This window comes from Bradyrhizobium cedriense, from assembly GCF_054602315.1.
The window spans coordinates 956162-977975 of the sequence record NZ_JBTSWB010000004.1 but is presented as its reverse complement, the minus strand read 5'-3'; the positions used below and the strand labels follow the sequence as shown (position 1 = coordinate 977975).

At 64.3% G+C, this 21814-nt stretch carries 23 protein-coding genes and 1 pseudogene; 16 read left to right on the top strand and 8 right to left on the bottom strand.

Features of this window, described 5'->3' with window-relative positions; translation table 11 throughout:
• Positions 1 to 153 precede the first annotated feature (153 nt).
• Positions 154 to 1323, bottom strand: a complete 1170-nt coding sequence (gene pobA / locus ACYCVF_RS21245) for a 4-hydroxybenzoate 3-monooxygenase (RefSeq protein ID WP_459599634.1) — start codon at positions 1321 to 1323, stop codon at positions 154 to 156.
• Positions 1324 to 1587: 264 nt separating this feature from the next.
• Between pobA and ACYCVF_RS21240 the strand changes: the two genes are divergently transcribed.
• From ACYCVF_RS21240 to ACYCVF_RS21200, 9 genes are all read left to right on the top strand, one after another.
• Positions 1588 to 2604: a TRAP transporter substrate-binding protein gene (locus tag ACYCVF_RS21240; protein WP_459599632.1), complete on the top strand. Its 1017-nt coding sequence runs from the start codon at positions 1588 to 1590 to the stop codon at positions 2602 to 2604.
• Positions 2605 to 2862: 258 nt separating this feature from the next.
• Entirely contained in the window at positions 2863 to 3372 is a 510-nt protein-coding gene (locus ACYCVF_RS21235) for a TRAP transporter small permease (RefSeq protein ID WP_459599630.1), read from the top strand.
• Between the two features lie 2 nt (positions 3373 to 3374).
• Positions 3375 to 4694, top strand: coding sequence for a TRAP transporter large permease (locus ACYCVF_RS21230; protein ID WP_459599628.1), 1320 nt, complete (start codon positions 3375 to 3377; stop codon positions 4692 to 4694).
• Between the two features lie 11 nt (positions 4695 to 4705).
• On the top strand, positions 4706 to 5167 hold the full coding sequence (locus ACYCVF_RS21225; RefSeq protein WP_459599626.1) for a DUF3237 domain-containing protein: 462 nt from the start codon (positions 4706 to 4708) through the stop codon (positions 5165 to 5167).
• Positions 5168 to 5421: 254 nt separating this feature from the next.
• Entirely contained in the window at positions 5422 to 6231 is an 810-nt protein-coding gene (locus ACYCVF_RS21220) for a crotonase/enoyl-CoA hydratase family protein (protein WP_459599624.1), read from the top strand.
• Positions 6228 to 8111: a feruloyl-CoA synthase gene (locus ACYCVF_RS21215; protein ID WP_459599622.1), complete on the top strand. Its 1884-nt coding sequence runs from the start codon at positions 6228 to 6230 to the stop codon at positions 8109 to 8111. Before ACYCVF_RS21220 ends, ACYCVF_RS21215 begins: the two co-directional genes overlap by 4 nt.
• Before the next feature lie 23 nt (positions 8112 to 8134).
• Complete coding sequence (locus ACYCVF_RS21210) at positions 8135 to 8896, top strand: SDR family NAD(P)-dependent oxidoreductase (RefSeq protein WP_459599620.1); 762 nt, start codon at positions 8135 to 8137, stop codon at positions 8894 to 8896.
• 10 nt (positions 8897 to 8906) lie between these two features.
• A complete protein-coding gene (locus ACYCVF_RS21205; protein WP_024340606.1) occupies positions 8907 to 9326 on the top strand; it encodes an acyl-CoA thioesterase in 420 nt (139 codons plus the stop codon).
• Between the two features lie 90 nt (positions 9327 to 9416).
• Positions 9417 to 10568, top strand: coding sequence for an ABC transporter substrate-binding protein (locus ACYCVF_RS21200; protein WP_459599617.1), 1152 nt, complete (start codon positions 9417 to 9419; stop codon positions 10566 to 10568).
• Between the two features lie 212 nt (positions 10569 to 10780).
• Here ACYCVF_RS21200 and ACYCVF_RS21195 read toward each other — a convergent pair whose 3' ends face one another.
• Together ACYCVF_RS21195 and ACYCVF_RS21190 are read right to left on the bottom strand one after the other, a co-directional pair.
• On the bottom strand, positions 10781 to 11509 hold the full coding sequence (locus ACYCVF_RS21195; protein WP_459599615.1) for a glutathione S-transferase family protein: 729 nt from the start codon (positions 11507 to 11509) through the stop codon (positions 10781 to 10783).
• A gap of 38 nt (positions 11510 to 11547) precedes the next feature.
• Positions 11548 to 11823: a hypothetical protein gene (locus tag ACYCVF_RS21190; protein WP_459599613.1), complete on the bottom strand. Its 276-nt coding sequence runs from the start codon at positions 11821 to 11823 to the stop codon at positions 11548 to 11550.
• Between the two features lie 126 nt (positions 11824 to 11949).
• Between ACYCVF_RS21190 and ACYCVF_RS21185 the strand changes: the two genes are divergently transcribed.
• Entirely contained in the window at positions 11950 to 12648 is a 699-nt protein-coding gene (locus ACYCVF_RS21185; RefSeq protein WP_459599611.1) for a helix-turn-helix transcriptional regulator, read from the top strand.
• A gap of 5 nt (positions 12649 to 12653) precedes the next feature.
• Positions 12654 to 12977, top strand: a complete 324-nt coding sequence (locus ACYCVF_RS21180; protein WP_459599609.1) for a YkgJ family cysteine cluster protein — start codon at positions 12654 to 12656, stop codon at positions 12975 to 12977.
• Here ACYCVF_RS21180 and ACYCVF_RS21175 read toward each other — a convergent pair.
• Together ACYCVF_RS21175 and ACYCVF_RS21170 are read right to left on the bottom strand one after the other, a co-directional pair.
• On the bottom strand, positions 12974 to 13372 hold the full coding sequence (locus ACYCVF_RS21175; RefSeq protein ID WP_459599607.1) for a hypothetical protein: 399 nt from the start codon (positions 13370 to 13372) through the stop codon (positions 12974 to 12976). The two genes, ACYCVF_RS21180 and ACYCVF_RS21175, sit on opposite strands and share 4 nt — an antisense overlap.
• A gap of 276 nt (positions 13373 to 13648) precedes the next feature.
• Positions 13649 to 13996, bottom strand: coding sequence for a DUF3307 domain-containing protein (locus tag ACYCVF_RS21170; RefSeq protein WP_459599720.1), 348 nt, complete (start codon positions 13994 to 13996; stop codon positions 13649 to 13651).
• 388 nt (positions 13997 to 14384) lie between these two features.
• Between ACYCVF_RS21170 and ACYCVF_RS21165 the strand changes: the two genes are divergently transcribed.
• From ACYCVF_RS21165 to ACYCVF_RS21155, 3 genes are all read left to right on the top strand, one after another.
• On the top strand, positions 14385 to 15833 hold the full coding sequence (locus tag ACYCVF_RS21165) for a TAXI family TRAP transporter solute-binding subunit (protein ID WP_459599605.1): 1449 nt from the start codon (positions 14385 to 14387) through the stop codon (positions 15831 to 15833).
• Between the two features lie 118 nt (positions 15834 to 15951).
• The gene (locus ACYCVF_RS21160) at positions 15952 to 16170 is read left to right on the top strand and encodes a hypothetical protein (protein ID WP_459599603.1); all 219 of its coding nucleotides are present in this window, start codon (positions 15952 to 15954) and stop codon (positions 16168 to 16170) included.
• 122 nt (positions 16171 to 16292) lie between these two features.
• Positions 16293 to 17078, top strand: coding sequence for an enoyl-CoA hydratase/isomerase family protein (locus ACYCVF_RS21155; protein ID WP_459599601.1), 786 nt, complete (start codon positions 16293 to 16295; stop codon positions 17076 to 17078).
• Positions 17079 to 17212: 134 nt separating this feature from the next.
• On the opposite strand, the pseudogene ACYCVF_RS21150 reads toward ACYCVF_RS21155, so the two are convergent.
• Positions 17213 to 17859: pseudogene (locus tag ACYCVF_RS21150) on the bottom strand (glutathione S-transferase family protein).
• An 85-nt stretch (positions 17860 to 17944) separates the two neighbouring features.
• On the opposite strand from ACYCVF_RS21150, the gene ACYCVF_RS21145 reads away from it, so the two are divergent.
• Both ACYCVF_RS21145 and ACYCVF_RS21140 read left to right on the top strand, forming a co-directional pair.
• On the top strand, positions 17945 to 18964 hold the full coding sequence (locus ACYCVF_RS21145; RefSeq protein WP_459599599.1) for a helix-turn-helix transcriptional regulator: 1020 nt from the start codon (positions 17945 to 17947) through the stop codon (positions 18962 to 18964).
• 97 nt (positions 18965 to 19061) lie between these two features.
• Positions 19062 to 19316: a hypothetical protein gene (locus ACYCVF_RS21140; RefSeq protein ID WP_459599597.1), complete on the top strand. Its 255-nt coding sequence runs from the start codon at positions 19062 to 19064 to the stop codon at positions 19314 to 19316.
• Positions 19317 to 19369: 53 nt separating this feature from the next.
• Here the strand turns inward: ACYCVF_RS21140 and ACYCVF_RS21135 are convergent, their stop codons facing one another.
• Together ACYCVF_RS21135 and ACYCVF_RS21130 are read right to left on the bottom strand one after the other, a co-directional pair.
• Positions 19370 to 20596, bottom strand: a complete 1227-nt coding sequence (locus ACYCVF_RS21135) for an EAL domain-containing protein (RefSeq protein WP_459599595.1) — start codon at positions 20594 to 20596, stop codon at positions 19370 to 19372.
• A gap of 270 nt (positions 20597 to 20866) precedes the next feature.
• The gene (locus tag ACYCVF_RS21130; protein WP_459599593.1) at positions 20867 to 21814 is read right to left on the bottom strand and encodes a fatty acid desaturase; all 948 of its coding nucleotides are present in this window, start codon (positions 21812 to 21814) and stop codon (positions 20867 to 20869) included.

The following is a 21814-nucleotide window of genomic DNA, read 5'->3' as shown; positions in this document are numbered from 1 at the left end:
GCAATCGGATTTCATCAGGGCCAGCGGTCGTAAACCCGCACCAACAGGCCGGACATATGACTGAAGCCGACCAAGTCGTTCGATATTTCAAAAAGTGCTTGCCAATAGGGGCCGTCCACATATGACGATGTTGAGAGAACGCGCGATGCCGCTCTAGAACGGCAGCCCGACATAATTCTCCGACAGCGACGTCATCGCGGCCTGCGACTGCGTGACGTAGTCGAGCTCGGCGAGCTGGATGCGCGCGCCGATGGTGCCGGTGTCGGGGAATTTGTGCAGCATCGAGGTCATCCACCAGGAGAAGCGCACGGCTTTCCAGACCCGTGCCAGCGCCCTCGCGGAATAGGCATCGATGCCGGCGCTGGATCTCTCGTCGTAGAACTCGCGCAGCGCACTCGACAGATAATGCGCGTCGCTGGCAGCCAGGTTCAATCCCTTGGCGCCGGTCGGCGGCACGATGTGGGCGGCGTCGCCGCACAGGAACATGCGGCCGAAGCGCATCGGCTCGGCAACGAAGCTGCGCAGCGGCGCGATGCTCTTTTCGATCGAGGGTCCCGTGACGAGGGCGTCGGCCGCCTCCTGGTCGAGCCGGCGCTTCAACTCGTCCCAGAAACGGTCGTCCGGCCATTGGTCGACCTGGTCATCGAGCGAACATTGCACATAGTAGCGGCTGCGTTTGGTCGAGCGCATGGTGCAAAGCGCAAATCCACGGGCGTGGTTGGAGTAGATCAGCTCGTGGCTGACCGGCGGCGTATCCGAGAGGATGCCGAGCCAGCCGAACGGGTAGACCCGCTCGAACTCCTCGACCGTGGATGATGGGACGCTGGCACGGCTGACGCCGTGGAAACCGTCGCAGCCGGCGATGAAGTCGCAATCGATCGTGTGGGTGACGCCGTCCTTGGCGTAAGTCACGCGCGGGTGACTGCCGTCGAAATCATGCGGCTGCACGTCTCCGGCTTCGTAGACCGAGGTGAGACCCGCGGCCTTGCGCGCATTCATCAGGTCGAGCGTGACCTCGGTCTGGCCGTAGATCATCACCGTCTTGCCGGTCGCGCCCTTCATGTCGATGCGGTGACGGCGACCGGAGAAGGCGAGTTCGATGCCTTCATGCACCAAGCCTTCGGCATGGGCCCGAGTCCCGGAGCCGACCTGATCGAGCAGGGCGACGGTTCCCTCCTCCAGCAGACCCGCGCGGATACGGCCCAGCACATAGTCCGGGCTCTGCCGCTCCAGGATGACGTTGTCGATGCCGTATGCGTGCAGCAGTTGCCCAAGCAACAATCCGGCCGGTCCAGCCCCGATGATTGCGACTTTTGTCCGCAATACTTGCTCCTCTCGATCCTGTAGGCTTTCGTCGCGGCCTGCTTGTCGCCAAGGCCGACAGACGATAATTATATCATATAATTGTTGGACAAAAGGGGAGCGGTGGTCGCCCGAGCAGCGACAAATCAATGCAATATGGCTGACGTGGATGGCGCAAAAAGCGCACGCCGATTCCGGCTTGAACGCACCGGCCAATTAGATAACATGTTAATTAACGAGACCGGGCCATCGAAGCCCGCCGTCGAAAACAGGGAGAGACGCGTGATGAGAAAAGCCTGTCTGGCGTTGCTGCTGGCAGCAAGCGTGAGCCCTGCGCTCGCGCAGGACAAGACCTTCGATCTGAAGATCTCGCATTGGGTGCCGGCTTCGCATCCGCTGCAAAAATCGCTGGAGGACTGGGCCGCCGCGGTCGAGAAGGATTCCGGCGGCACCATCAAGGGCAAGGTGTTTCCGGCCCAGCAGCTCGGCAAGGCGTTCGATCATTACGACATGGCGCGCGACGGCATCGCCGACGTCACCTATGTCAACCCCGGCTACCAGCCCGGCCGCTTCCCGATCATCGGCGCCGGGGAATTGCCGTTCCTGATCTCGGACGCCAAGGGCGGCTCGATGGGGCTCGACGCCTGGTACCGCAAATATGCCGAGAAGGAGATGAAGGACGTCAAATACTGCCTCGCCTTCGTCCACTCGCCCTCCTCCTTCCACTCCAAGACCAAGAAGATCGCCAACCCTGAGGACGTGAAGGGCATGAAGATCCGCCCGGCGCACGCCACCATGGCGAACTTCGTCACCTCGCTCGGCGGCACCAATGTGCAGTCTTCGGCCCCGGAAGTGCGCGACATCATCGAGCGCGGCGTCGCCGACGGCGTCACCTTCCCCTGGGGCTCCCTGGTTCTGTTCGGCATCGACAAGGTGACGAAATACGACATGGAGGCGCCGCTCTACACCACGACCTTCGTGTTCGTGATCAACAAGGACAAGTACAATGCGATGTCCGACAAGCAGAAGGCCGCGATCGACAAGAACTGCACGGTCGAAATGGCGGGCGTGGTCGGCGAGCACTGGGGCAAGTTCGAGGATGCCGGCATTGCCAAAGTGAAGGCGGAATCCGGTCACGAGGTCTACAAGCTGACGGCCGAGCAGACCGCCGCCTGGAAGAAGGCTGCCGAGCCGCTGGTCAAGACCTGGGGCGACAATGCCAAGAAGGCCGGCGCCGATCCTGATGCGGCGCTCGCGGACCTCAAGGCCTCGCTGAAGAAGTACAACGCGCTGGCGGAGTGACGCCCAGCTGCGGCCACGCACTCGCTGCACCTCTCCCGCTTGCGGGAGAGGCGCAGGCCGCCTCCGGCGGCCATTCGCCTGGAGACGCCAAGGCCGGGCCTTGGCTATGGCGAAGCGCCGGGTGAGGGCTCTCTCCTCTTGGGATTGTCCCGTTGCGGAAACACCCTCTCCCCAGCCCTCCCCCGCAAGCGGGGGAGGGAGCGCAGCTCGATCGCGGGCGCATCTTGAACTCGTCAAGCTTTTGAACAGGACACACTCATGAAGCGCGCCTGGATGGATCGCGTGATCGACTCGATCGAATGGATCGCGGCCGGCTTCGTCGGCATCGTCGCGCTCGACATCTTCCTGTCGGTGCTGCTGCGCAACACGCTGAACTATTCGATTCCCGACAGCTTCGACATCGGCCGCATGCTGCTCGGCATCCTCATTTTCTGGGGCATCGCCGCGACCTCCTATCGCGGCACCCACATCACCGTGGACCTGATCTGGGCCAATGTCGGGCCGCGTTACCAGCGCATGATCGACGTGTTCGCGACGCTGGTGCTGCTGTTCGTCGTCACGGTGCAGACCTGGACGCTGTTCGACAAGGTCCGGCTGACCTACAACGACAATGTTCAGACCTTCGACCTGCACATGCCGACATGGCCCTTCTTTCTCGTCGCCTGGATCGGCGACGTCTGCGCCGTGCTGCTGATCGCGATCCGCACGTACCGGCTGATCTTCCATCCCGAAGAGATTCATGAACCGAAAATGAAGGTGACGGAGTAACCATGAGCACTGACGCCGTCGCCGTCATCGGCTTTATATCCCTGTTCGCGCTGATGCTGCTGCGCGTGCCGGTCGGCATGGCCATGGGCCTCGTCGGCGTGTGCGGCTTCAGCTATCTGGTCGGCTCGACACCGGCCCTGAAGATGGTCGGACAGGTCACGATGCGGACGGTGACCGACTACACCTTCGGCGTGATCCCGATGTTCCTGCTGATGGGCGCCTTCGTCAGCAACTCCGGCATGAGCCGCGAGCTGTTTCGCGCAGCCAACGGCTTCGTCGGCCATTTGCGCGGCGGGCTCGGCATTGCGACGGTCGGCGCCTGCGGCGGCTTTGCCGCGATCTGCGGCTCCTCGGTCGCGACGGCCGCAACCTTTTCCGCGGTCGCTTATCCCGAAATGCGGCGCTTCGGCTACCCGCAGTCCTTTGCCACCGGCGTGATCGCGGCCGGCGGCACGTTGGGTGCGATGCTGCCGCCCTCGACCGTGCTCGCGGTGTACGGCATCATCACCGAGCAGGACATCGGAAAACTCTTCATCGCCGGCATCATTCCGGGCTTGCTCGCGATGACCATGTACATGCTCACGATCTTCCTGATCGGCTATTTCCGCCCCGACTTTCTGCCCAAGGGCAAGGTGACACCGTGGCGCGAACGCTTTGCCGGACTGAAGGACATCTGGGCGCCTGTGCTGCTGTTCATATTCGTGATCGGCGGCCTCTATGGGCTACCCTTCCTGCCGCGCTTCACGCCGACGGAAGCCGGCGGCGTCGGCGCCACCGGCGCCTTCATCATCGGCGTGCTGACGGGCCGGCTGGATCGCGAGAAGGTGCTGGCCTCGCTGCTGCAGGCGACGCGCACCGCGGCCGCAGTATTCACCGTGCTGATCGGCGCGCTGATCTTCGGCTATTTCCTGACGGTGACGCAGACGCCGCAGAAGGTCACGGAATTGCTTACCGGCCTTGGCCTTGGTCCCTACGGCGTGCTGGCGCTGATCATGGTGATGTATCTCGCGCTCGGCTGCCTGATGGATGCGATGGCGATGATCATCCTGACCGTGCCGATCATCTTCCCTGTCATCATGCATCTCGGCTTCGACCCGATCTGGTTCGGCGTCATTATCGTCGTGACCGTCGAGCTCGGCCTGATCACTCCGCCGGTGGGCATGAACGTCTTTGTCATCAAAAGTGTGGTGAAGGGCGTCTCATTCTCCACCATCTTCAAGGGCGTAGCCCCGTTCGTGGCGACCGACCTCCTGCGCCTCGTGATCCTGATCGCCTTCCCGCTGCTGGCGACCTGGCTGCCGACGCGGATGATGGCGCATTGAAAGGTGAAGCGATGACGACCCCTGTCCTCGAAACAAAGTACGTCTTCACCATCACCGCCCGCATCGGCGACGTCGTCACCGCCGGTGAGACCGGCATCGGCGTCCGTCGCATCATTCCGATCATCGGCGGCGAGGTGACGGGCGCGATCAGGGGCAAGGTGCTTCCCTTCGGCGCCGATTTCCAGACCATCCGGCCCAACGAGCTGATCGACCTCGAGGCGAAATACGCCTTCGAGACCGAGGACGGCGCGACCGTCTATGTCGAGAACAAGGGCATGCGCTTCGGTCCGGTCGAGCTGCTGCAAAAGCTCAAGCGCGGCGAGCCGGTCGATCCCAAACTGATCTACTTCCGCACCGTGCCGAAATTCGAGACCGGCCACGAGAAGTATCGGTGGCTGATGGAGCACATCTTCGTCGGCTCAGCCGCGCGGCATGCGGATCGGGTGGTGATCGACGTGCACCAGGTGATGTGAGGCCAGAAGCAAGTCTCCGCCGGCTTTGCAAACTCCACTCGTCGTCCCGGCGAAGGCCGGGACCCATACCGCGGAATCCATCGATAGCCGGTCGGTCAGAGTACCGAACGACGAATCTTCGCCAAATTCCTCCCTGGGATGATGGGTCCCGGCGTTTCCCCGGGACGACACCGAATGTGAGGGTAGCCGCTCGGCTTCCATATTGACTCCCCCAGAATTCGTTATACAACATAACTATTCTGACAAGGACGCAAATGACACAGGGAAACGCCGAGACCGCTGCCGCGGGCCCGTCCGGGCTGCTCCGGATCGAGAGGGCGGACCGGATTCTGACCGTTGGTCTGAACCGGCCGGCCAAGCGCAATGCGCTCAACGACGGCATCATCCTGGAAATCGGCGCGTGTTTTGCCTCCCTGCCCGAGGATATCGGCGCGGTCGTCATCCACGGCATCGGCGATCATTTTTCCTCGGGCCTCGACCTGTCCGAGCTGACCGAGCACGACGCAACCGGCGGCCTGCTCCATTCCCAGATGTGGCACCGCGTGTTCGACCGCATCCAGTACAGCCGCGTGCCCGTGATCGCCGCGCTCAGGGGCGCCGTGATCGGCGGCGGCCTCGAGCTCGCCTGCGCTGCGCATATCCGCGTCGCCGAGCCCTCGACCTATTTCGCCCTGCCCGAGGGGCAGCGCGGCATCTTCGTCGGCGGTGGCGGCTCGGTGCGGCTGCCGCGGCTGATCGGCGTCGCCAGGATGATGGACATGATGCTGACGGGGCGCGTCTATAGCGCGACCGAGGGCGCGTCCTACGGCTTCGCGCAATATCTGACGGAGGCCGGCAACGGGCTCGGCAAGGCGCTGGAGCTTGCGACCAAGGTCGCCTCCAACGCGCCGCTGACGAACTTTGCCGTGCTCCAGGCCTTGCCGATGATCGCGGAGGCCAATCCGCAGACGGGCCTGCTGATGGAATCGCTCATGGCCACCGTCGCGCAGAGCGACAAGGAAGCCAAGCGCCGGATCCGCGAATTCCTTGAACACAAGACCGCGAAGGTGAAGCCGAAGCCATGAACGCGCAGCCGTCCTCTTCCAGCACGGAGCGCGGCGCGAGCACTTTCCCGCTGCGGCCCATCTCTTTCGGCGATCCCGTCGTCAACATCGAGCGGCGCGACGACGGCACGATTTACCTGCGGCCGAAGCAGCCGCTCGGCGACTATCCCCTCCGCATCACCGATCGCCTGCATCATTGGGCGAATACCACGCCGGACCGCGTCTTCATGGCCGAGCGCGAAGGCGGCCGCTTCTGGCGCAAGATCACGTATGCCGAGTTGCTCGCCGCGAGCCGGCACATCGCCTCGAGCCTGATCGCGCGCGGCCTCTCGGCGGAGCGGCCGGTCGTGATCCTCTCCGGCAATTCGATCGACCACGCCCTGCTCGCATTCGGCGCGTTCTATGCCGGCGTCCCGTTCTGCCCGGTGTCGCCGGCCTATTCGCTGGTGTCGAAGGATTACGGCAAGCTGTCTTACCTGATGAAGCTGCTGACGCCCGGCCTCGTCTTCGCCGACGACGCCGACAAGTTCGCGGACGCGCTCGCCGCCAACGTCTCGCTCGGCACCGAGATTGCGACGTCCTATGGTCGCGTGCCGGGCCGCGACGTCACGCTGCTCGCCGACCTCATGGCAACGCCGCTCCGCGGCGATCTCGACGACGTCCACGGCCGGATCGGCCCTGATACGATCGCAAAATTCCTGCTGACCTCGGGCTCGACCGGCAACCCCAAGGCCGTCATCAACACCCAGCGCATGATCTGCGCCAACCAAGTGATGCTGCGCGAGACGCTCGCCTTTCTCAAGGACGAGCCGCCCGTCATCATCGACTGGCTGCCCTGGAATCACACTTTCGGCGGCAACCACAATATCGGGCTGACGCTCTACAACGGCGGCTCGATGTATCTGGACGCCGGCAAGCCGGTGCCCGGCGGCATCGAGGAGACCGTGCGCAATCTCCAGGAGATTTCGCCAACGGTCTATTTCAACGTACCCAAGGGCTACGAATCGCTGCTGCCCTATCTGCGCGACGACCAGGGCCTGCGCGCAAGGTTCTTCGACCGGCTGCATGCGATGTTCTTCTCCGGCGCGGCGCTCTCGCCCTTCGTCTGGAACAGCCTCGACGAACTCGCGGTGAAGGAAAAGGGCTACCGCGTGCCGATGCTGACCGGCCTTGGAGCCACCGAGACTGCGCCGTTCTTCATGTCGGTCAATCCGCGCACCAGCCGCTCCGGTCATGTCGGCCTGCCCGTCTCGGGCAACGACGCCAAGCTCGTGCCGAACAACGGCAAGCTGGAAATCCGCGCCAAGGGACCCAACGTGATGCCCGGCTACTGGCGCCAGCCCGACATCACGGCAAAATCCTTCGACGAGGAAGGATTCTACAAGATGGGCGATGCGCTCAAGGCCGCCGATCCCGAAGATCTCAACGCCGGCTTCGATTTCGACGGACGCATCGGCGAAGACTTCAAGCTAGCCAGCGGCACCTGGGTCAGCGTCGGCCCGCTGCGGGCGCGCTTCGTGGCGGCCTGCGCGCCGCTGGTGCGCGACGTGGTGATCGCAGGCATCAACCGCGACGAGATTTCCGCGCTCGTGGTGCTCGATCTCGACGGCTGCCGGCTGATCAACCCGACGCTGCCGACCGACGATCTCGTCGTCGCGACACGCGATCGCCTGGTGCGCGAGGCTTTTCGCGAACGCCTGACCCGTTTTCTCGCCTCGGCCACCGGCTCCTCGACCCGGATCACGCGCGCGATCCTGATGGACACGCCGCTGTCGATCGACAAGGGCGAGGTCACCGACAAGGGCTCGATCAATCAGCGCGCGGTGCTTGAGCATCACGGCGAGCTGATCGAGGAGCTCTACGCTGCCAATCCATCGAACCGTGTGATATCGGTCGCCTAAAATCATCGCCAAAGGAGAACCTCATGTTGTTGAAGGATCAGGCAGCCATCGTCACCGGCGGCGCATCGGGACTGGGCGCGGCGACCGCGCGCAAGCTTGCGGCGCAGGGCGCCAAGGTCGCGGTGTTCGATCTCAACACCAAGCTCGCCGAGACCGTCGCCGCCGAGATCAAGGGCGTGGCCGTGACCTGCGATGTCTCCGATGCCGCTTCCGCTGAAGCCGCGATCGCGCAAGCGGCGAAGGCCCACGGCCCGGCCCGCGTGCTGGTCAATTGCGCCGGCATCGGCGTTGCCAAGCGCGTGGTCGGCCGCGACGGCCCGATGGCGCTCGCCGATTTCGACAAGGTGATCAAGGTCAACCTGATCGGCACCTTCAACATGCTGCGCCTCGCCGCCACCGAGATGTCCAAGCTCGAGCCGCAGGCGACCGGCGAGCGCGGCGTCATCATCAACACGGCATCCGTCGCCGCCTATGACGGCCAGATCGGCCAGTCGGCCTATTCGGCATCCAAGGGCGGCATCGTCGGCATGACGCTGCCGATCGCGCGCGAGCTCGCCCAGTTCGGCGTCCGCGTACTGACGATTGCGCCCGGCCTGTTCCTCACGCCGCTGCTCGCCAATCTGCCGCAGGAAGCCCAGGACTCGCTCGCCGCCGCGATCCCCTTCCCGCGCCGGCTCGGCAATGCCGACGAGTTCGCCGCGCTCGCGCTGCACATGGTCGAGAATGCCTACCTGAACGGCGAAGTGGTGCGCCTCGACGGCTCGCTGCGCATGGCGCCGAAATAAGGCGCGCCAGATGTTCGTGAACCGGCGCGAGGTCCAGATCCAGTGGGGCGATTGCGACCCCGCCAACATCGTCTATTACCCGCGCTATTTCGCGATGTTCGACGATTCGACCTCGACCCTGTTCGAGGTCGCCGGCTTCTCCAAGCAGGACCTGGTCCGCAAATACGGCCTGGTGGGCATTCCCATGGTCGACACGCGGGCCAAGTTCTACATCCCCTCCACCTATGGCGACTGGATCACCATCGAAACCAGGATCGAGAGCATCAAGCGCTCGAGCTTCGAGGTGAAGCACAACGTCTACAAGGGCGAGGCGCTGGCGATCGAGGGGTTCGAGACCCGCGTCCTCGTCGGCCGCGACCCCGTTAACCCCGACAAGCTGAAATCGGCACCTTTCCCGGCGGAAATGGTAGCCAAATTCACTGGGAGCTGAGCCCGGAGCTAAATCGCCGCATCACCAAAAGAGGGGGCTGAATTACCCCCCGATTTCTGCTTTCAAAGAAACACGTCAAGGGAGGAATAGATGAAACGTTTTTATTTGACCGCTGCCATCACTGCGGCCGCGCTTGCGCTGCCGGCATTGCCTGCGCTGGCCCAGACCAGCGAAATCACCATCGGCATCACCACCACCACGACCGGCCCGGGCGCTGCCCTCGGCATTCCCGAGCGCAACGCGCTGGAATTCGTGCCGAAGGAGATCGGCGGCGTGCCGTTGAAGGTGATCGTGCTCGACGACGGCGGCGATCCCACCACCGCAACCACCAACGCCCGCCGCTTCGTGACCGAATCCAAGGCCGACATCATCATGGGCTCGGCCCTGACGCCGCCCACGATCGCGGTCTCCAACGTCGCCAACGAGGCCGGCATCCCGCATTTCGGCCTCGCGCCGTTCCCGATCACGCCCGAGCGCATGAAGTGGTCGGTCGCAATGCCGCAGCCGATTCCGATCGTGGGCAAGGTGCTGTACGATCACATGAAGGCCAAAGGCGTGAAGACGCTCGGCTATATCGGTTACTCGGACTCATATGGCGACCTCTGGTTCAATGACCTGAAGGCCCAGGCGGTTCCGATGGGCATGACCATCGTCGACGAGGAGCGGTTTGCCCGTCCCGACACCTCGGTGACAGGGCAGGTGCTGAAGCTGGTCGCGGCCAATCCGGACGCCATCCTGGTCGGCGCCTCCGGCACCGCGGCCGCGCTGCCGCAGACCGAGCTGCGAGAGCGCGGCTACAAGGGCCTGATCTACCAGACCCATGGTGCCGCCAGCATGGACTTCATCCGCATCGCCGGCAAAGCGGCGGAGGGCGTGCTGATGGCCTCCGGTCCCGTCATGGACCCCGAGGACCAGCCGGACACCGCGCTTACCAAGAAGCCGGGCCTCGCTCTGAACTCGGCCTATGAAGCCAAATATGGCCCGAACAGCCGCAGCCAGTTTGCCGGCCACTCCTATGACGCGTTCGAGATCCTCAAGCGCGTGATCCCGACGGCGCTGAAAACCGCAAAACCTGGCACGCCGGAATTCCGCGAAGCCATTCGACAGGCGCTGCTGACGGAGAAGGAGCTGGCGGCGAGCCAAGGCGTCTACAACTTCACCGAAAAGGACCGCTACGGCCTCGACGAGCGCTCGCGCATCCTGCTCACGGTGAAGGACGGCAAGTACATGCTGGTGAAGTAGACGCGGCGAAAGATTTGAGACAAGGAGAGCCGGCCCATCGGGCCGGCTCTTTTGTTTCGTGCTTGAGAGTGGCCGAGGCCCCGGTGGCGGTGCGAGGCTTGTCGAGGAAGTCCCTTAGCCGAGAAAGCCCTCACCCGCCGCGCTCTGCGAGCGCGTCGACCTCTCCCGCAAGCGGGAGAGGTGCACCGAGCCCGTGGACAACAAGATCCGCCTCACGCCGCCTGCCGCAGCGGGGTCCAGGCGAACTCCGGATAGTAATTGTCCATCATGCGATCGACATAGGCGGTGAGGTTCGGAAATCCTTCGGCGCGCTCGCGCAAGGCCGATTCGAAGAACGGCGTCAGGATCCCCGCGAGCGCGCCGAAGGCGGTGGCATCGACGCCGCAGGGCTTGTTGCCCATCAGGTACGCCTTGTCGCCGAGTTGCACCGAGAGCGCGAACAGCGAGCGCACCGCGAGATCGACATCGTCATCGGGCGCATGGCGGCCGAGACCGGAGAGCAGATAGTTCTCGGCGACGCGGAATTGCGCATCCTCGCGCAGCTTCTCGCGGTTGTGCTCCGGCGCGCCATCGAAGAAATGCGCAGGACCCTTGGCGAAGTTGACCGAATCGACCCAGCGCGCGCCGACCAGCGCCCAATAGACGTGATGCTCGATCATGCGCTCGAACGCCCAGGCCTGCGCGCGTTCCTGCAACGAGAGTCCCGCGTCGAAATCGAAGCCGTAGCGGCGCTCGATATGGGCGCGGATGAAGGTGGAATCGGCCACCGCCTCGCCGCCGTCGTCGATGAAGGGCAGCTGCCCCTTCGGCGACGCGGGTGGCATCGCCCGCTCCTTCCGGTAAGGAAGTCCCGCCATCTTGAGCTGCACCTCCGTCTTGGTGACGAAGGGGCTGATTTCCGGCAGGCCAAAGCCGGCGCCGAAACCGTAAAGCGTGATCATGCAAGCTCTCCTGAACCTGTCGAACGAGTTGACGGAACCTAGCGGTCGGCTGCTGCCACCATGGTGGCAGCAGCCGTGATATCTTCTGCGAAGCGGGCCCCGCGCCAGGCGCGACCCATCAGTTGGCGGACCAGCGCATCCGCAGCATGGACCAGCGAGCGCGTCACGGCGGTCGCGAGCGCAAGACGGAGGGCGACGACCGTGGAATCAAGCGAAGCGAGGCGGCCGAATGCCCAAGCCTGCCACGGCTGGACCTGGCAAGGCTGGCTCCGCCACAACGGGCCGGCCGGGCCGAAATGGGTTGGAATGATCATGGACAAATCCTCTTCAGTCGATGTGTTGTCCCGGTATAGAACTCCCCTGCTGCCAACACTCTGTCAGCAGCCGCGCGCCGCCTTCTGAAGAGGCCACCGACAAAAAGCAGCGACAAGAGACCCGTCATGAGACGCGCCGACCGGCTGTTTCAAATCATCCAGGTGCTGAGGCGCACGCGTAAGCCGCTGACGGCGGACGCGATTGCGGCCGAGCTCGAGACCTCGAAGCGCACCATCTATCGCGACATCGCGACACTGATCGGCCAGCGCGTGCCGATCCGCGGCGAAGCCGGCATGGGTTACATCCTGGAAAAGGGTTTTGACCTCCCGCCGCTCATGCTGACACCCGACGAGATCGAAGCGGCGGTGCTGGGCGCGCAATGGGTCGCTGGCCACGCCGACTCCGCGCTGGCGCGCGCGGCCGAGGATTTGATGGCCAAGATTGCCGACACCGTACCTGAGCGCCTGCGGCCCTTCGTGCTGGAACCCGCAAGCCGGGCGCGACCGAGTTGGAACAGGGAGCCGGACCGCCTGGACATGGCGCGCACTCGTACCCAGATCCACGAAGGCCGGAAGATCATACTGCGCTATCGCGACGAGCAGGGCCGCCCCAGCGAGCGCGTGATCTGGCCGATTTCGGTCGGCTATCTCGAAGCGGTGCGGCTGCTTGCGGCCTGGTGCGAGCTGCGCGGCGACTTCCGCAGCTTCCGCACCGACCGTGTGGTCGAGGCGACCTATCTCGACGAGAAATATCCGGAGCGGCGCGACGTGCTGCGGGCAAGATGGCGGCAGAGCCTGGTCTGGGGCCCGCCAAAGGACACGTGACGACGATGGAACGGACCACACCCCACGATCTGTCGAGCTGTTGCCAGGGTTGCGGCGCCTGCTGCGGCTATTCGGCGAACTGGCCGCGCTTCTCGATCGAGAGCGACGAGGAGCTTGCCGCCATTCCCGAAACGCTGGTCAACGAACGCCAGTCCGGCATGCGCTGCGAGGGCGATCGCTGCTCTGCCTTGCAGGGAGAGATCGGAAAGATGACGGCCTGTGGGATCTATGCCGTGCGGCCGGAGGTGTGCCGCACGTGCATGCCTGGCGACGCCGAATGCGCGATGGCGCGGCGGAGGTTCGGCTTGCCTGCGATAGAGGCCGCTTAGGCTGGAACGGCTTCGCCGATCTCGTCGTCGAGCTCGTCATCGAGCGGTGCGAGCACCGAGAGCGGCTTGGTCGATAGCGTGATCGGCTTGCGCCCGCCCGACACCGAGGGCGACGATTTTGCCGCGCCTTCGCGCGACAGCGCGTAGAGCGTCGAGCCGACGCGGCCGCCGTTCTCGATCAGGTCGCGCTCGCTGCAGCTTGCGGCAATCGCAACCGCCAGCGAGTGCAAATGGCTGCGCCGGTAGCAGAACAGCGCCAGCTTCGCGCGCGCGTCAGGGGAAACACTCTCAACCAGCCTCGGCAACCCACTCTCGCTGGCACGATACATCTCGCCAAGGAGTTCGTCGCGGACCGGGCAGAAATCGCTTTCAAAGGTGTCGCGGCTTGAAAACATTGCAGTTCTCCCTCGTGTCAGGAAGATGCAGCGCAATTCTCTAATGAAAGGTTAACCACGCGGCCCGGTAGTCACCCGGAGTGCTTGCGCCCCCGCCGCGAATCAGAGGCGCCGGGGGCGCAAATGCTCTCCCAAAGTCATGGCCGGGCTTGTCCCGGCCATTCACGGAGAACCAAGCGGCACGAAGAACGTGGATGCCCGGGACAAGCCCCGGGCATGACGACCATTCGTGATGCAAGCGATGGCTTCCAGCCAAACGCCGCAAGGGGGCAGCAGTCAGTTCGCCGCCATGAAGATGGAGAGGCCGAACCCGGTAAGGTGATGCAGCGCCTGGTCGACGCCGATCAGGGTCCAGAACCAGGGATGCGCAAGGTCGACGCCAAAATTGGCGGAGACGAACCCCTTGGCGCGGTCGATCGTGATATGGATCACGAAGTCGATGAACGCCACGAACCAGAATTTCGGGGCCACGATCAGGATCAGCGGCAGCGCAACCGCGAGGTGAACGAGGCAGTGCACCAGGAGCGGCAGGGCCCAGCCATGCTTCTGGTCCTTGCCATGCGCCATCCAGGCAGTCTGGAGAACGAAATCGCCGATGATGTGCTTGAAGGTGAGCAGCAACATCCAGCCAATGAGCGCTTCAACCGGAATCGCCGATGACATGGGTGGAAACGACAAGCTGACGCCTCATTGACGTGACGAGAAGAATTGGAGCGTTCAGCGCAACTTCTTCTTGGACCGGTCAAATCGCCGGGACGCCTGATTTATGACATCTCCCGCGACGGAATGCAGCCGGGGGAACCGGAAAATCGCCAACTGTGGCTAACTGGTGATAGGATGACCAATCGCCGCGCCCGCATCGAGTAAGGTTACCTCCGGCTCGAAATTTGCATTCCGTCACCTCCGCGCTATCATCGGCGACGGAAAATACCGTCCTTTTTTCAGACGTTTACGATTGCAAGGCGCCGGCCAATAGCCGCAAGCCGTCCGAGTACAAGGCCAGAGTGCCGCCATGAGTACCGAGGGCCCGACCGCATCATTGACACCGCCGCCACCCCGGCGTCCCAAGGTGATCAAGACCAATCAGCAGCAAGTCCTGCTCTACGTCGTGCTGACCCTGCTGTTGTCGTTCGCCACCGTCTGGGGCGGCCGCGCCTTGCTGCACAGTTCGGAGACGCTGACCTTTGCCGTCGGCGCTCCCAACAGTGACGAGGCGCTTTTCGCGGCCAAACTCGCCACGGTGCTGAAGAGCGATGCCTCCCGCATCCGGATCGAGATCGTCAACAACGCGGACAACGCCAAGGCGGTCGCGCAGTTCGACCGCAAGCAGGCCGACCTCGCCGTGCTGCGCACGGACGCCAAGGTGCCGCTGCGGGCGCGCACGCTCGCGATCCTCGAGCACGATCTCGTGCTCTTGCTCGGGCCCGGCACCAAGAAGATCAAGTCCCTCTCCGAGCTGAGGAAGAAGAAAGTCGCGGTCGTCGCCGAGAACGAAGCCTCGCTCGCCTTCGTCCGCAGCATCCTCGAGATCCCCGACGGTCCCGAGGCTGCGAGGGTCCAGATGGCGCCGCAGGGCGCAACGCTCGACAAGCTGTTTGCCCCGCCGAATGGCTTTGGCGCGGTGATCGCCATCGTCCACGCCTCCAGGGCCGTCAGGGACAAATCCTATGAGAAAGCCGCCAGACGCGGCGGCGGCTTCACGCTGAACGCGATCGACGAAGCCAAGACGCTGGCCCGCAAATTCCCCGGCATTTCCGACGAGACGCTGACGGCGGGCACGTTGTCGACATCCCCGCAAATTCCCGACGACGATCTCGACACGATCGGGCTCGAATGGCTCCTGGTCGCACAATCCAGAATGTCCCCGACCACGGCAGGGGAGCTCGCGCGCATCGTCTACGAGAACAAGTCCGCGCTCGCGCTCGACAACGGCTTCGCCACCCGGATAGAGCCGGCCTCCGTCGAGAAGGATGCGTTCGTGATCGCGCACCGGGGCGCCGCCGACTACATCAACGACGACACCAAGTCGTTCATCGATAAGTACAGCGACCTGATGTATGTGGGCGTTGCCGCGCTCAGTATCATCGGGTCGATCTTCGCCGCGGTCTACACCAAGATCACGAGGATCGCGCCGGAGAAGGCCAGCGAGCTCTCCACCGCCATCCTCGACATCGGTGAGCGGATCGAGCATGCCCACTCGCTGGATCAGCTCGAATGTCTCCAGGACGAGCTGGAGGCGATCTTGCGCGGCGCCGTGATCGGCCTCAGAGACGGCACGATCAGTACCGACGGGCTAGACACCTTCAAGCTCGGCTATGAATTCGTTCGCGACGAGATCGGCATGCGACGCGACTATTTGAAACGTCATGCCGGCGAAGCTGACAAGACGGTGCGCGATGCCGGCCCGCCCCAGCCGGACGACAGCAATGTCGTGGTGGTGAAGACCGCCCAGAGCGCCTGATCCGCAGGCTGCGGCGCCCCTAGGTTTGGCCGATTTCCTCCCGGTGAATCGGGCGTCGAACCGAGGAACCGCCTCGACCCGCAACCGTTGGTTACCGGCTGCAACCGGAGAACGCGGCATGCGTGCGCTCCTCATCATCCTCCTTCTGGCAATGCTGGCGGCGGCCGGCTATTTCGCCTACGCCGCAATGGCCGTCGAAGGTGAGCCGATCCCGACGGAAGGCTACGTGGCGCTGGCGCTGGGCGCTGGATTTTCCATCATCGTCGGCGTCGGGCTGATGGTCCTGCTGTTCTTCAGCAGCCGGCGGGGCTACGACGAGCCACCGCATTTCAGGTAGGCATACCGGCGACGACGGCGACACGACGGGCGTGATGCAGCGGCGCCAATGAAGCTGCCGGCGCCCTGTCGTTGACGGCCTCGGCCCGGGCGGGCACTTTGGCGCCGACAATGGAGACAAGAATGTCGGACACAGCCGAGGCAGCGACCGGCCCCCTGCTCGAAATCACCGGCGCACGCGCCACCATCCGCCTCAACAGACCGAAACATCTCAACCGGCTCCAGGCGGAGGATCTCGGCGAACTGACGAGACTGTTCGACCGGGTGGAAACCGATCCTGACATTCGCGTTCTGGTGCTGACCGGCACCGGGCGCGCCTTCTCTGCGGGCTACGATCTCAATTCGGTGGCCGAGCGCGCGGTCAGCGCGAGCGAGCAGCAGAGCGCGGGCTCGGCCTTCGAGGTGGTCGTCAACCGGCTGGAGGATCTCGGCATACCGACCATCTGCCGACTCAACGGCGGTGTCTATGGCGGCGCGACCGACCTGGCGCTGGCCTGCGATTTCCGCGTCGGCGTAGATACCGCGGAAATGTTCATGCCGGCGGCGCGGCTCGGGCTGCATTACTATCCGAGCGGCATCAAACGCTTCGTGGCCCGCCTCGGCGTGGACAATGCCAAGAGACTGTTCCTGACCGCGCAGAAGATCAGCGCTCCGGAGATGCTGCGCATCGGCTATCTCACTGCGATGGTGCCGGTGGAATTGCTGGACGAGGAGGTCGAAAAGCTCGCCGCGATCCTCGCCGGCAACGCGCCGCAGGCGATGCGTGGCATGAAGCGTGCGATCAACGAGTTCGCCCGCGACGAGCTTGATGATGCCGCAGCCGACCGGCGGCACCGCGACAGCATGCGTGGCGACGAGATCAAGGAAGGCATCAAGGCGTTCGCGGAAAAGCGGCCGCCGCGGTTTTAACGGCTCGCGGCGGACAATGCCGCCGCACACGATGCCACTCCGCCTCTTCGCAAAACAAGATCCTGTGGCTACGGGTCCCGGGTCTGCGCGTACGCTTGCCCGGGACGACGGCGGAGATCGCGGCGCGCGCCGCTTCAGCCTCCCGCAGCCTCGGCATGCTCCGCCGCCATCTCCACATCCGCCGCATTGATGCGCTGGAACGCCGGCCGCGCCGTCATGCGCTCGGCATAGCGGACGAACACGTCCTTTCTCGGCACGATGCCGAACATCATGGTCCAGCTGAACGCGACGCCCCACAATACGTCGGCGGCCGTCATGCGCTCGCCGAGCAGATACGGCCCGCGTTCGACAGCTGCGCCTCGAGCGCACCCAGCATGGTGTCGTAGTCGGCATAGGGCGACTGCGTGATCGGCGCCGGCTCGCGCTGCATGAACTTGTCGATCAGGGCCGGTTCGAACGACGACCCGTAATACGCGATCCAGCGCAGATAGGGGCCGCGCAGCGGATCGTTCAGGGCAGGCGTGAGGCCGGCCTGCGGGAACAGGTCGGCGAGATAGATGGTGATGGCGACCTGCTCCGTCACCAGCGCTTCGCCATGGCGGACCGCCGGCACCTTGCCGAGCGGATTGATGGCGAGGTAGCCGGGCAAGCGCTGCTCGCCGGCCTTCATGTTGAGAACGTGGAGATCGTAGGGAGCCCCGAGTTCCTCCAGCAGCACCCGCGTGCCCGTGGCGCGGCTTTGCGGCGAGTAATACAGCGTGATGAGGTTCGGATCGGTCATGGCAGTCTCCCTCTGGCCGGCTGGCGCTGGGCTGCTTGTAGCGCACCATACCTGACATCCTCTGTCAGGTATGGTCTAAGGGATCATGCGTGCGAGCCGGATGCTGTCGATCCTCACCACCCTCCAGGCCAGGGGACAGGTCACCGCGCCCGAGCTCGCGAAGGCCTGCGAGGTCTCGGTGCGCACGATCTATCGCGACATCGACGCGCTCGCCGCCTCAGGCGTTCCCGTCTACGCCGACCGCGGCGCGGAAGGCGGCTATCGCCTGCTCGACGGATATCGCGTGCGGCTGAACGGACTGTCGCAGAGCGAGGCAGGCGCGCTGTTCCTGGCCGGCCTGCCCGGCCCGGCCGCAGCGCTCGGGTTGGATGCGGCGATGATCGCCGCGCAGAACAAGCTCATGGCCGCGCTGCCCGAAACTTTGCGCGAGGACGCCGGGCGGATGCAGGAACGTTTTCACCTCGACGCTCCGGGCTGGTTCGGCGAGGCGGAAGAGCCAACGCATCTGCGCACGATTGCCGGCGCGGTGCTTCGCGGGACGCTGATCAGGATCCGCTACCGCAGCTGGCGCGCGGAGAAACAGCGCCGCGTCGCGCCACTCGGCCTCGTGCTGAAGGGCGGCAGCTGGTATCTCGCCGGCGATGTCGATGGCAGCGTGCGCACCTATCGCGTCGCGCGCGTGCTCGACTGCACGGCGCTCGACGACCGCTTCGATCGGCCTGCCGATTTCGATCTTGCCGCCTACTGGAAGGCCGCGACCCTGCGTCTCGAGGCCGAGATGCATCCCAATGTCGCGATCGTGCGGTTGTCGCCGTTCGGCGTCAAACTGCTCGACGCGCTGAGCCAGCCCTACGTGAAGGCACGCACGCAGCTCGAGGACACCACTGATGCAGACGGCTGGCGCATTGCGCGAGTGCCGGTCGGCAAGACGTCGTGGCACGCCGCGGCCGAGTTGCTGAGGCTCGGTCCCGAGGCCGAGGTGCTGGAACCCGCCGATCTCCGCGACAAGATGACCGAGCTCACGCGGGCCATGGCCGCGCGATATCGCGCGGTGCAAAAAGCCCGATCGCGACGCATCTTGCCGCAGCCGACGAAACAATCCTGAAACACGATTCTTCCCGGGCGCCATGAACGCGTTCGCGTTTCGCCTCGACCGAGATGCAGGGACACAACAATGGCCCCGCGCCAAATGGAGAATGAAGATGTTTCGTAAGCTTGCACTTGGTCTGATCGCCGCCGGCACGCTCGGTGTTGCCGCTCTCGCCCCCACCGCCGCCTCGGCCGGCGGATTCCATAGCCATCACTGGGGTCACCATCATCACTGGGGTCCCGGCTTTGGCTTTGGCGGTCTGTACGTCAACACCGGCGTCAGCAACTGCTATCAGGAGCGCCTCGTCCGGACCCGTCATGGCCTGCGTGTGCGCGTCGTGAATGTCTGCGCCTACGGGATCTACTGATACAGCCGTCGGCTGGCGCAACCCCGGTCGCTTTGCGGCCGGGGTTCGTCGTCTCAACTCGCCAAGGCCGCTGGGGCCGCAACCTTTTCGTCTGCGAGAGAATTGCGCTGCGATATCCATCGTTCGGCGCGCGAACGCCGCAGCGAAGGAGCAAAGTAGAAACCCTGAGCGACGTCGCAGCCGATCCGGCGGATGATTTCGAGTGCTTGCGAGCTCTCGACACCCTCCGCCACGACCTTCATGTTGAACGCCTTCGCCAGCGCGACGGAAGCATCGACGATCTTCATCATGTCGTCGTCGGACTCGCAGCCCTTGATGAAGGACTGATCGATCTTCAGCTCGCTGAACGGAAGCCGCGCCAGGGCCGCGAGCGACGAATAGCCGGTGCCGAAGTCGTCGATCGCTGTACCAATGTTCTTGAGCCGCAAACGCACCAGAATGTCGTTGGCGCGGTCGACGTCCGCCATTGCCATGGTCTCCGTGATTTCCACCGTCAGCGACGACGGGGGCACGTTCTCGCGGCGCAGGATCTCCTCGATCCGGTCGGGCAGGGTCAGGTCCGACATCAGCGAGCCCGAGATGTTGACGGCGATGGTGAAACCGGGATTGCGCTCGATCAGCTTGCGGCCCTGCGACAGCGCCGACGACAGGATGCAGTCGGTCACCTCGCGCATGAGGCCGGCCTCCTCGGCGATCGGAATGAAGACCATGGGGGAGACCATGCCGAACTCGGCGGTACGCCAGCGTGCGAGTGCCTCTGCGCCGACGACCCGCTCGGTCCGCAGCGCGATCTTCGGCTGAAACTCGACGAAGAACTCGTGATCGGCGAGGCCCCGCGCAATTCTGTCCGGCGTGATCCGGGGCGGCGGCGCAGCAGATGTGGCGGCTGACGGCGAACGCTGCGGCAGTTCGAGCGCGGAACGCAGGCGGCTGAGATCGAGCGGCTTGGTCAGGCACCCACCGAGATGCAGCTTCAGCCCGGTGGCAACCCGGCGCGTCGCCTTCATGATGCGATCATCGCAGCCGCTGATGATCACGATAGCCATCGCGCGGAGGTTTCGCTCCGCGACGAAGCGCAACAGCTCCACCCCGTCCCGCCCGCCGAGCGACAGATCCAGCGCCATGACGTCGAAGGCTTCGCGCGCCAGAAGCTCGGTTGCAGCCTCGTACGACGGAACGACGACGGAATCGTATCCGAGCTTCGAGCCGATCTTGCTGATCAAAACCCGCTGCACCAGGTCGTCGTCGACCACAAGAAGACGGCCTCTCGTCGCGCTCATCATCAATCTCCCGTTGATGGCTTGCACGTTAGAGCGGCGGCCTCGCTTGGTCGTGAATACAAGACGGCTAAAACTTTCCCTATCGGGAAGCATTTGTTAGCCGCGTTTCGCGGCCATCCAAATACTTGATTTCGATGAGAAATCCCGATCGCTTCGCGGCCGCGGGGCGAAACGGTATTGGAATGAGCCGTCCGATATGCCCGTGTGATGAACGTGCAATGAAGCTTTCTATCGGGAGCTGGCAAACGCGTGCGGAAGAAGTGCGCGCGACTAGCCGGCCGGCCGCTGCCGGCGAAACCAGGCCCAGGTCTCGCGCGTTGTTCTGATGTAGCCGCGGCCGCGATGGACGATCTCGCCATCGACGATCTCGTTCAGCTTGGGCAGCGCGTGAAAGGGGATCGAGGGATAGGCGTGGTGCTCGACGTGATAGGGCATGTTCCACGCGAACCATTTGACGACCGCGCCGGTGTAAGTCGTGCGGGTGTTGTGGAAGGCGTTGCGGGTGCGGTCGCAACCGGTATGCTCGGCATAGAGGTAGGGCCGCAGGAAGAACTGCCCGATCATCAGCGGCACGATCCAGACCCAGAGCAGCAGCGCCGAGGAAAGCCAGAGTGAGAGCGCGAGCAGCAGTGCATAGAGTGCGGCATAGATTCGCGCCTCCGCCACGACGGTGGCGCGCTTGCTCTCGGGGATCCAGGGCACGGTGACCTTGCCGGTGATCGCATGGCCGAGCATCAGCCGCAGCCGGCCGGCAACCTGAAGAAGGCCGCTATAGGCGAGCGCGAGCTGCGTGTCGGACGTCGGCTTCACGCCGACGATCAGCTCCGGGTCCTTCTCCGGATCCTGGGTGTAGCGGTGGTGGTCCCAATGAAACAGGCAGTAATATTCGTAGGGCAGTCCAATGAGGAAGGCCGACAGATGGCCGACGACCAGATTGAGGGAGCGGCTCTTGAACGCGGTCTTGTGCGCGGTCTCGTGCACTGCCATGAACAGGAAAGCGACGACATAGCCCTGCACCGCCATCAGCGGCAACGCCCAGAGCACGCCCCATGTCGACGCAACCTTCCAGATCAGCACGCCGACCAGCAAGATCACGCTGTAATGACCGAGGCTCTGCGCCGCCCCCCTGAGGTCGGAGCGAACCGACAATTCGCGCAGCATGGCCGGCGTCAGCGGCTTGAGGCGATGGCTGGTGTCTGAAACGGTTGCGTCGCTCAT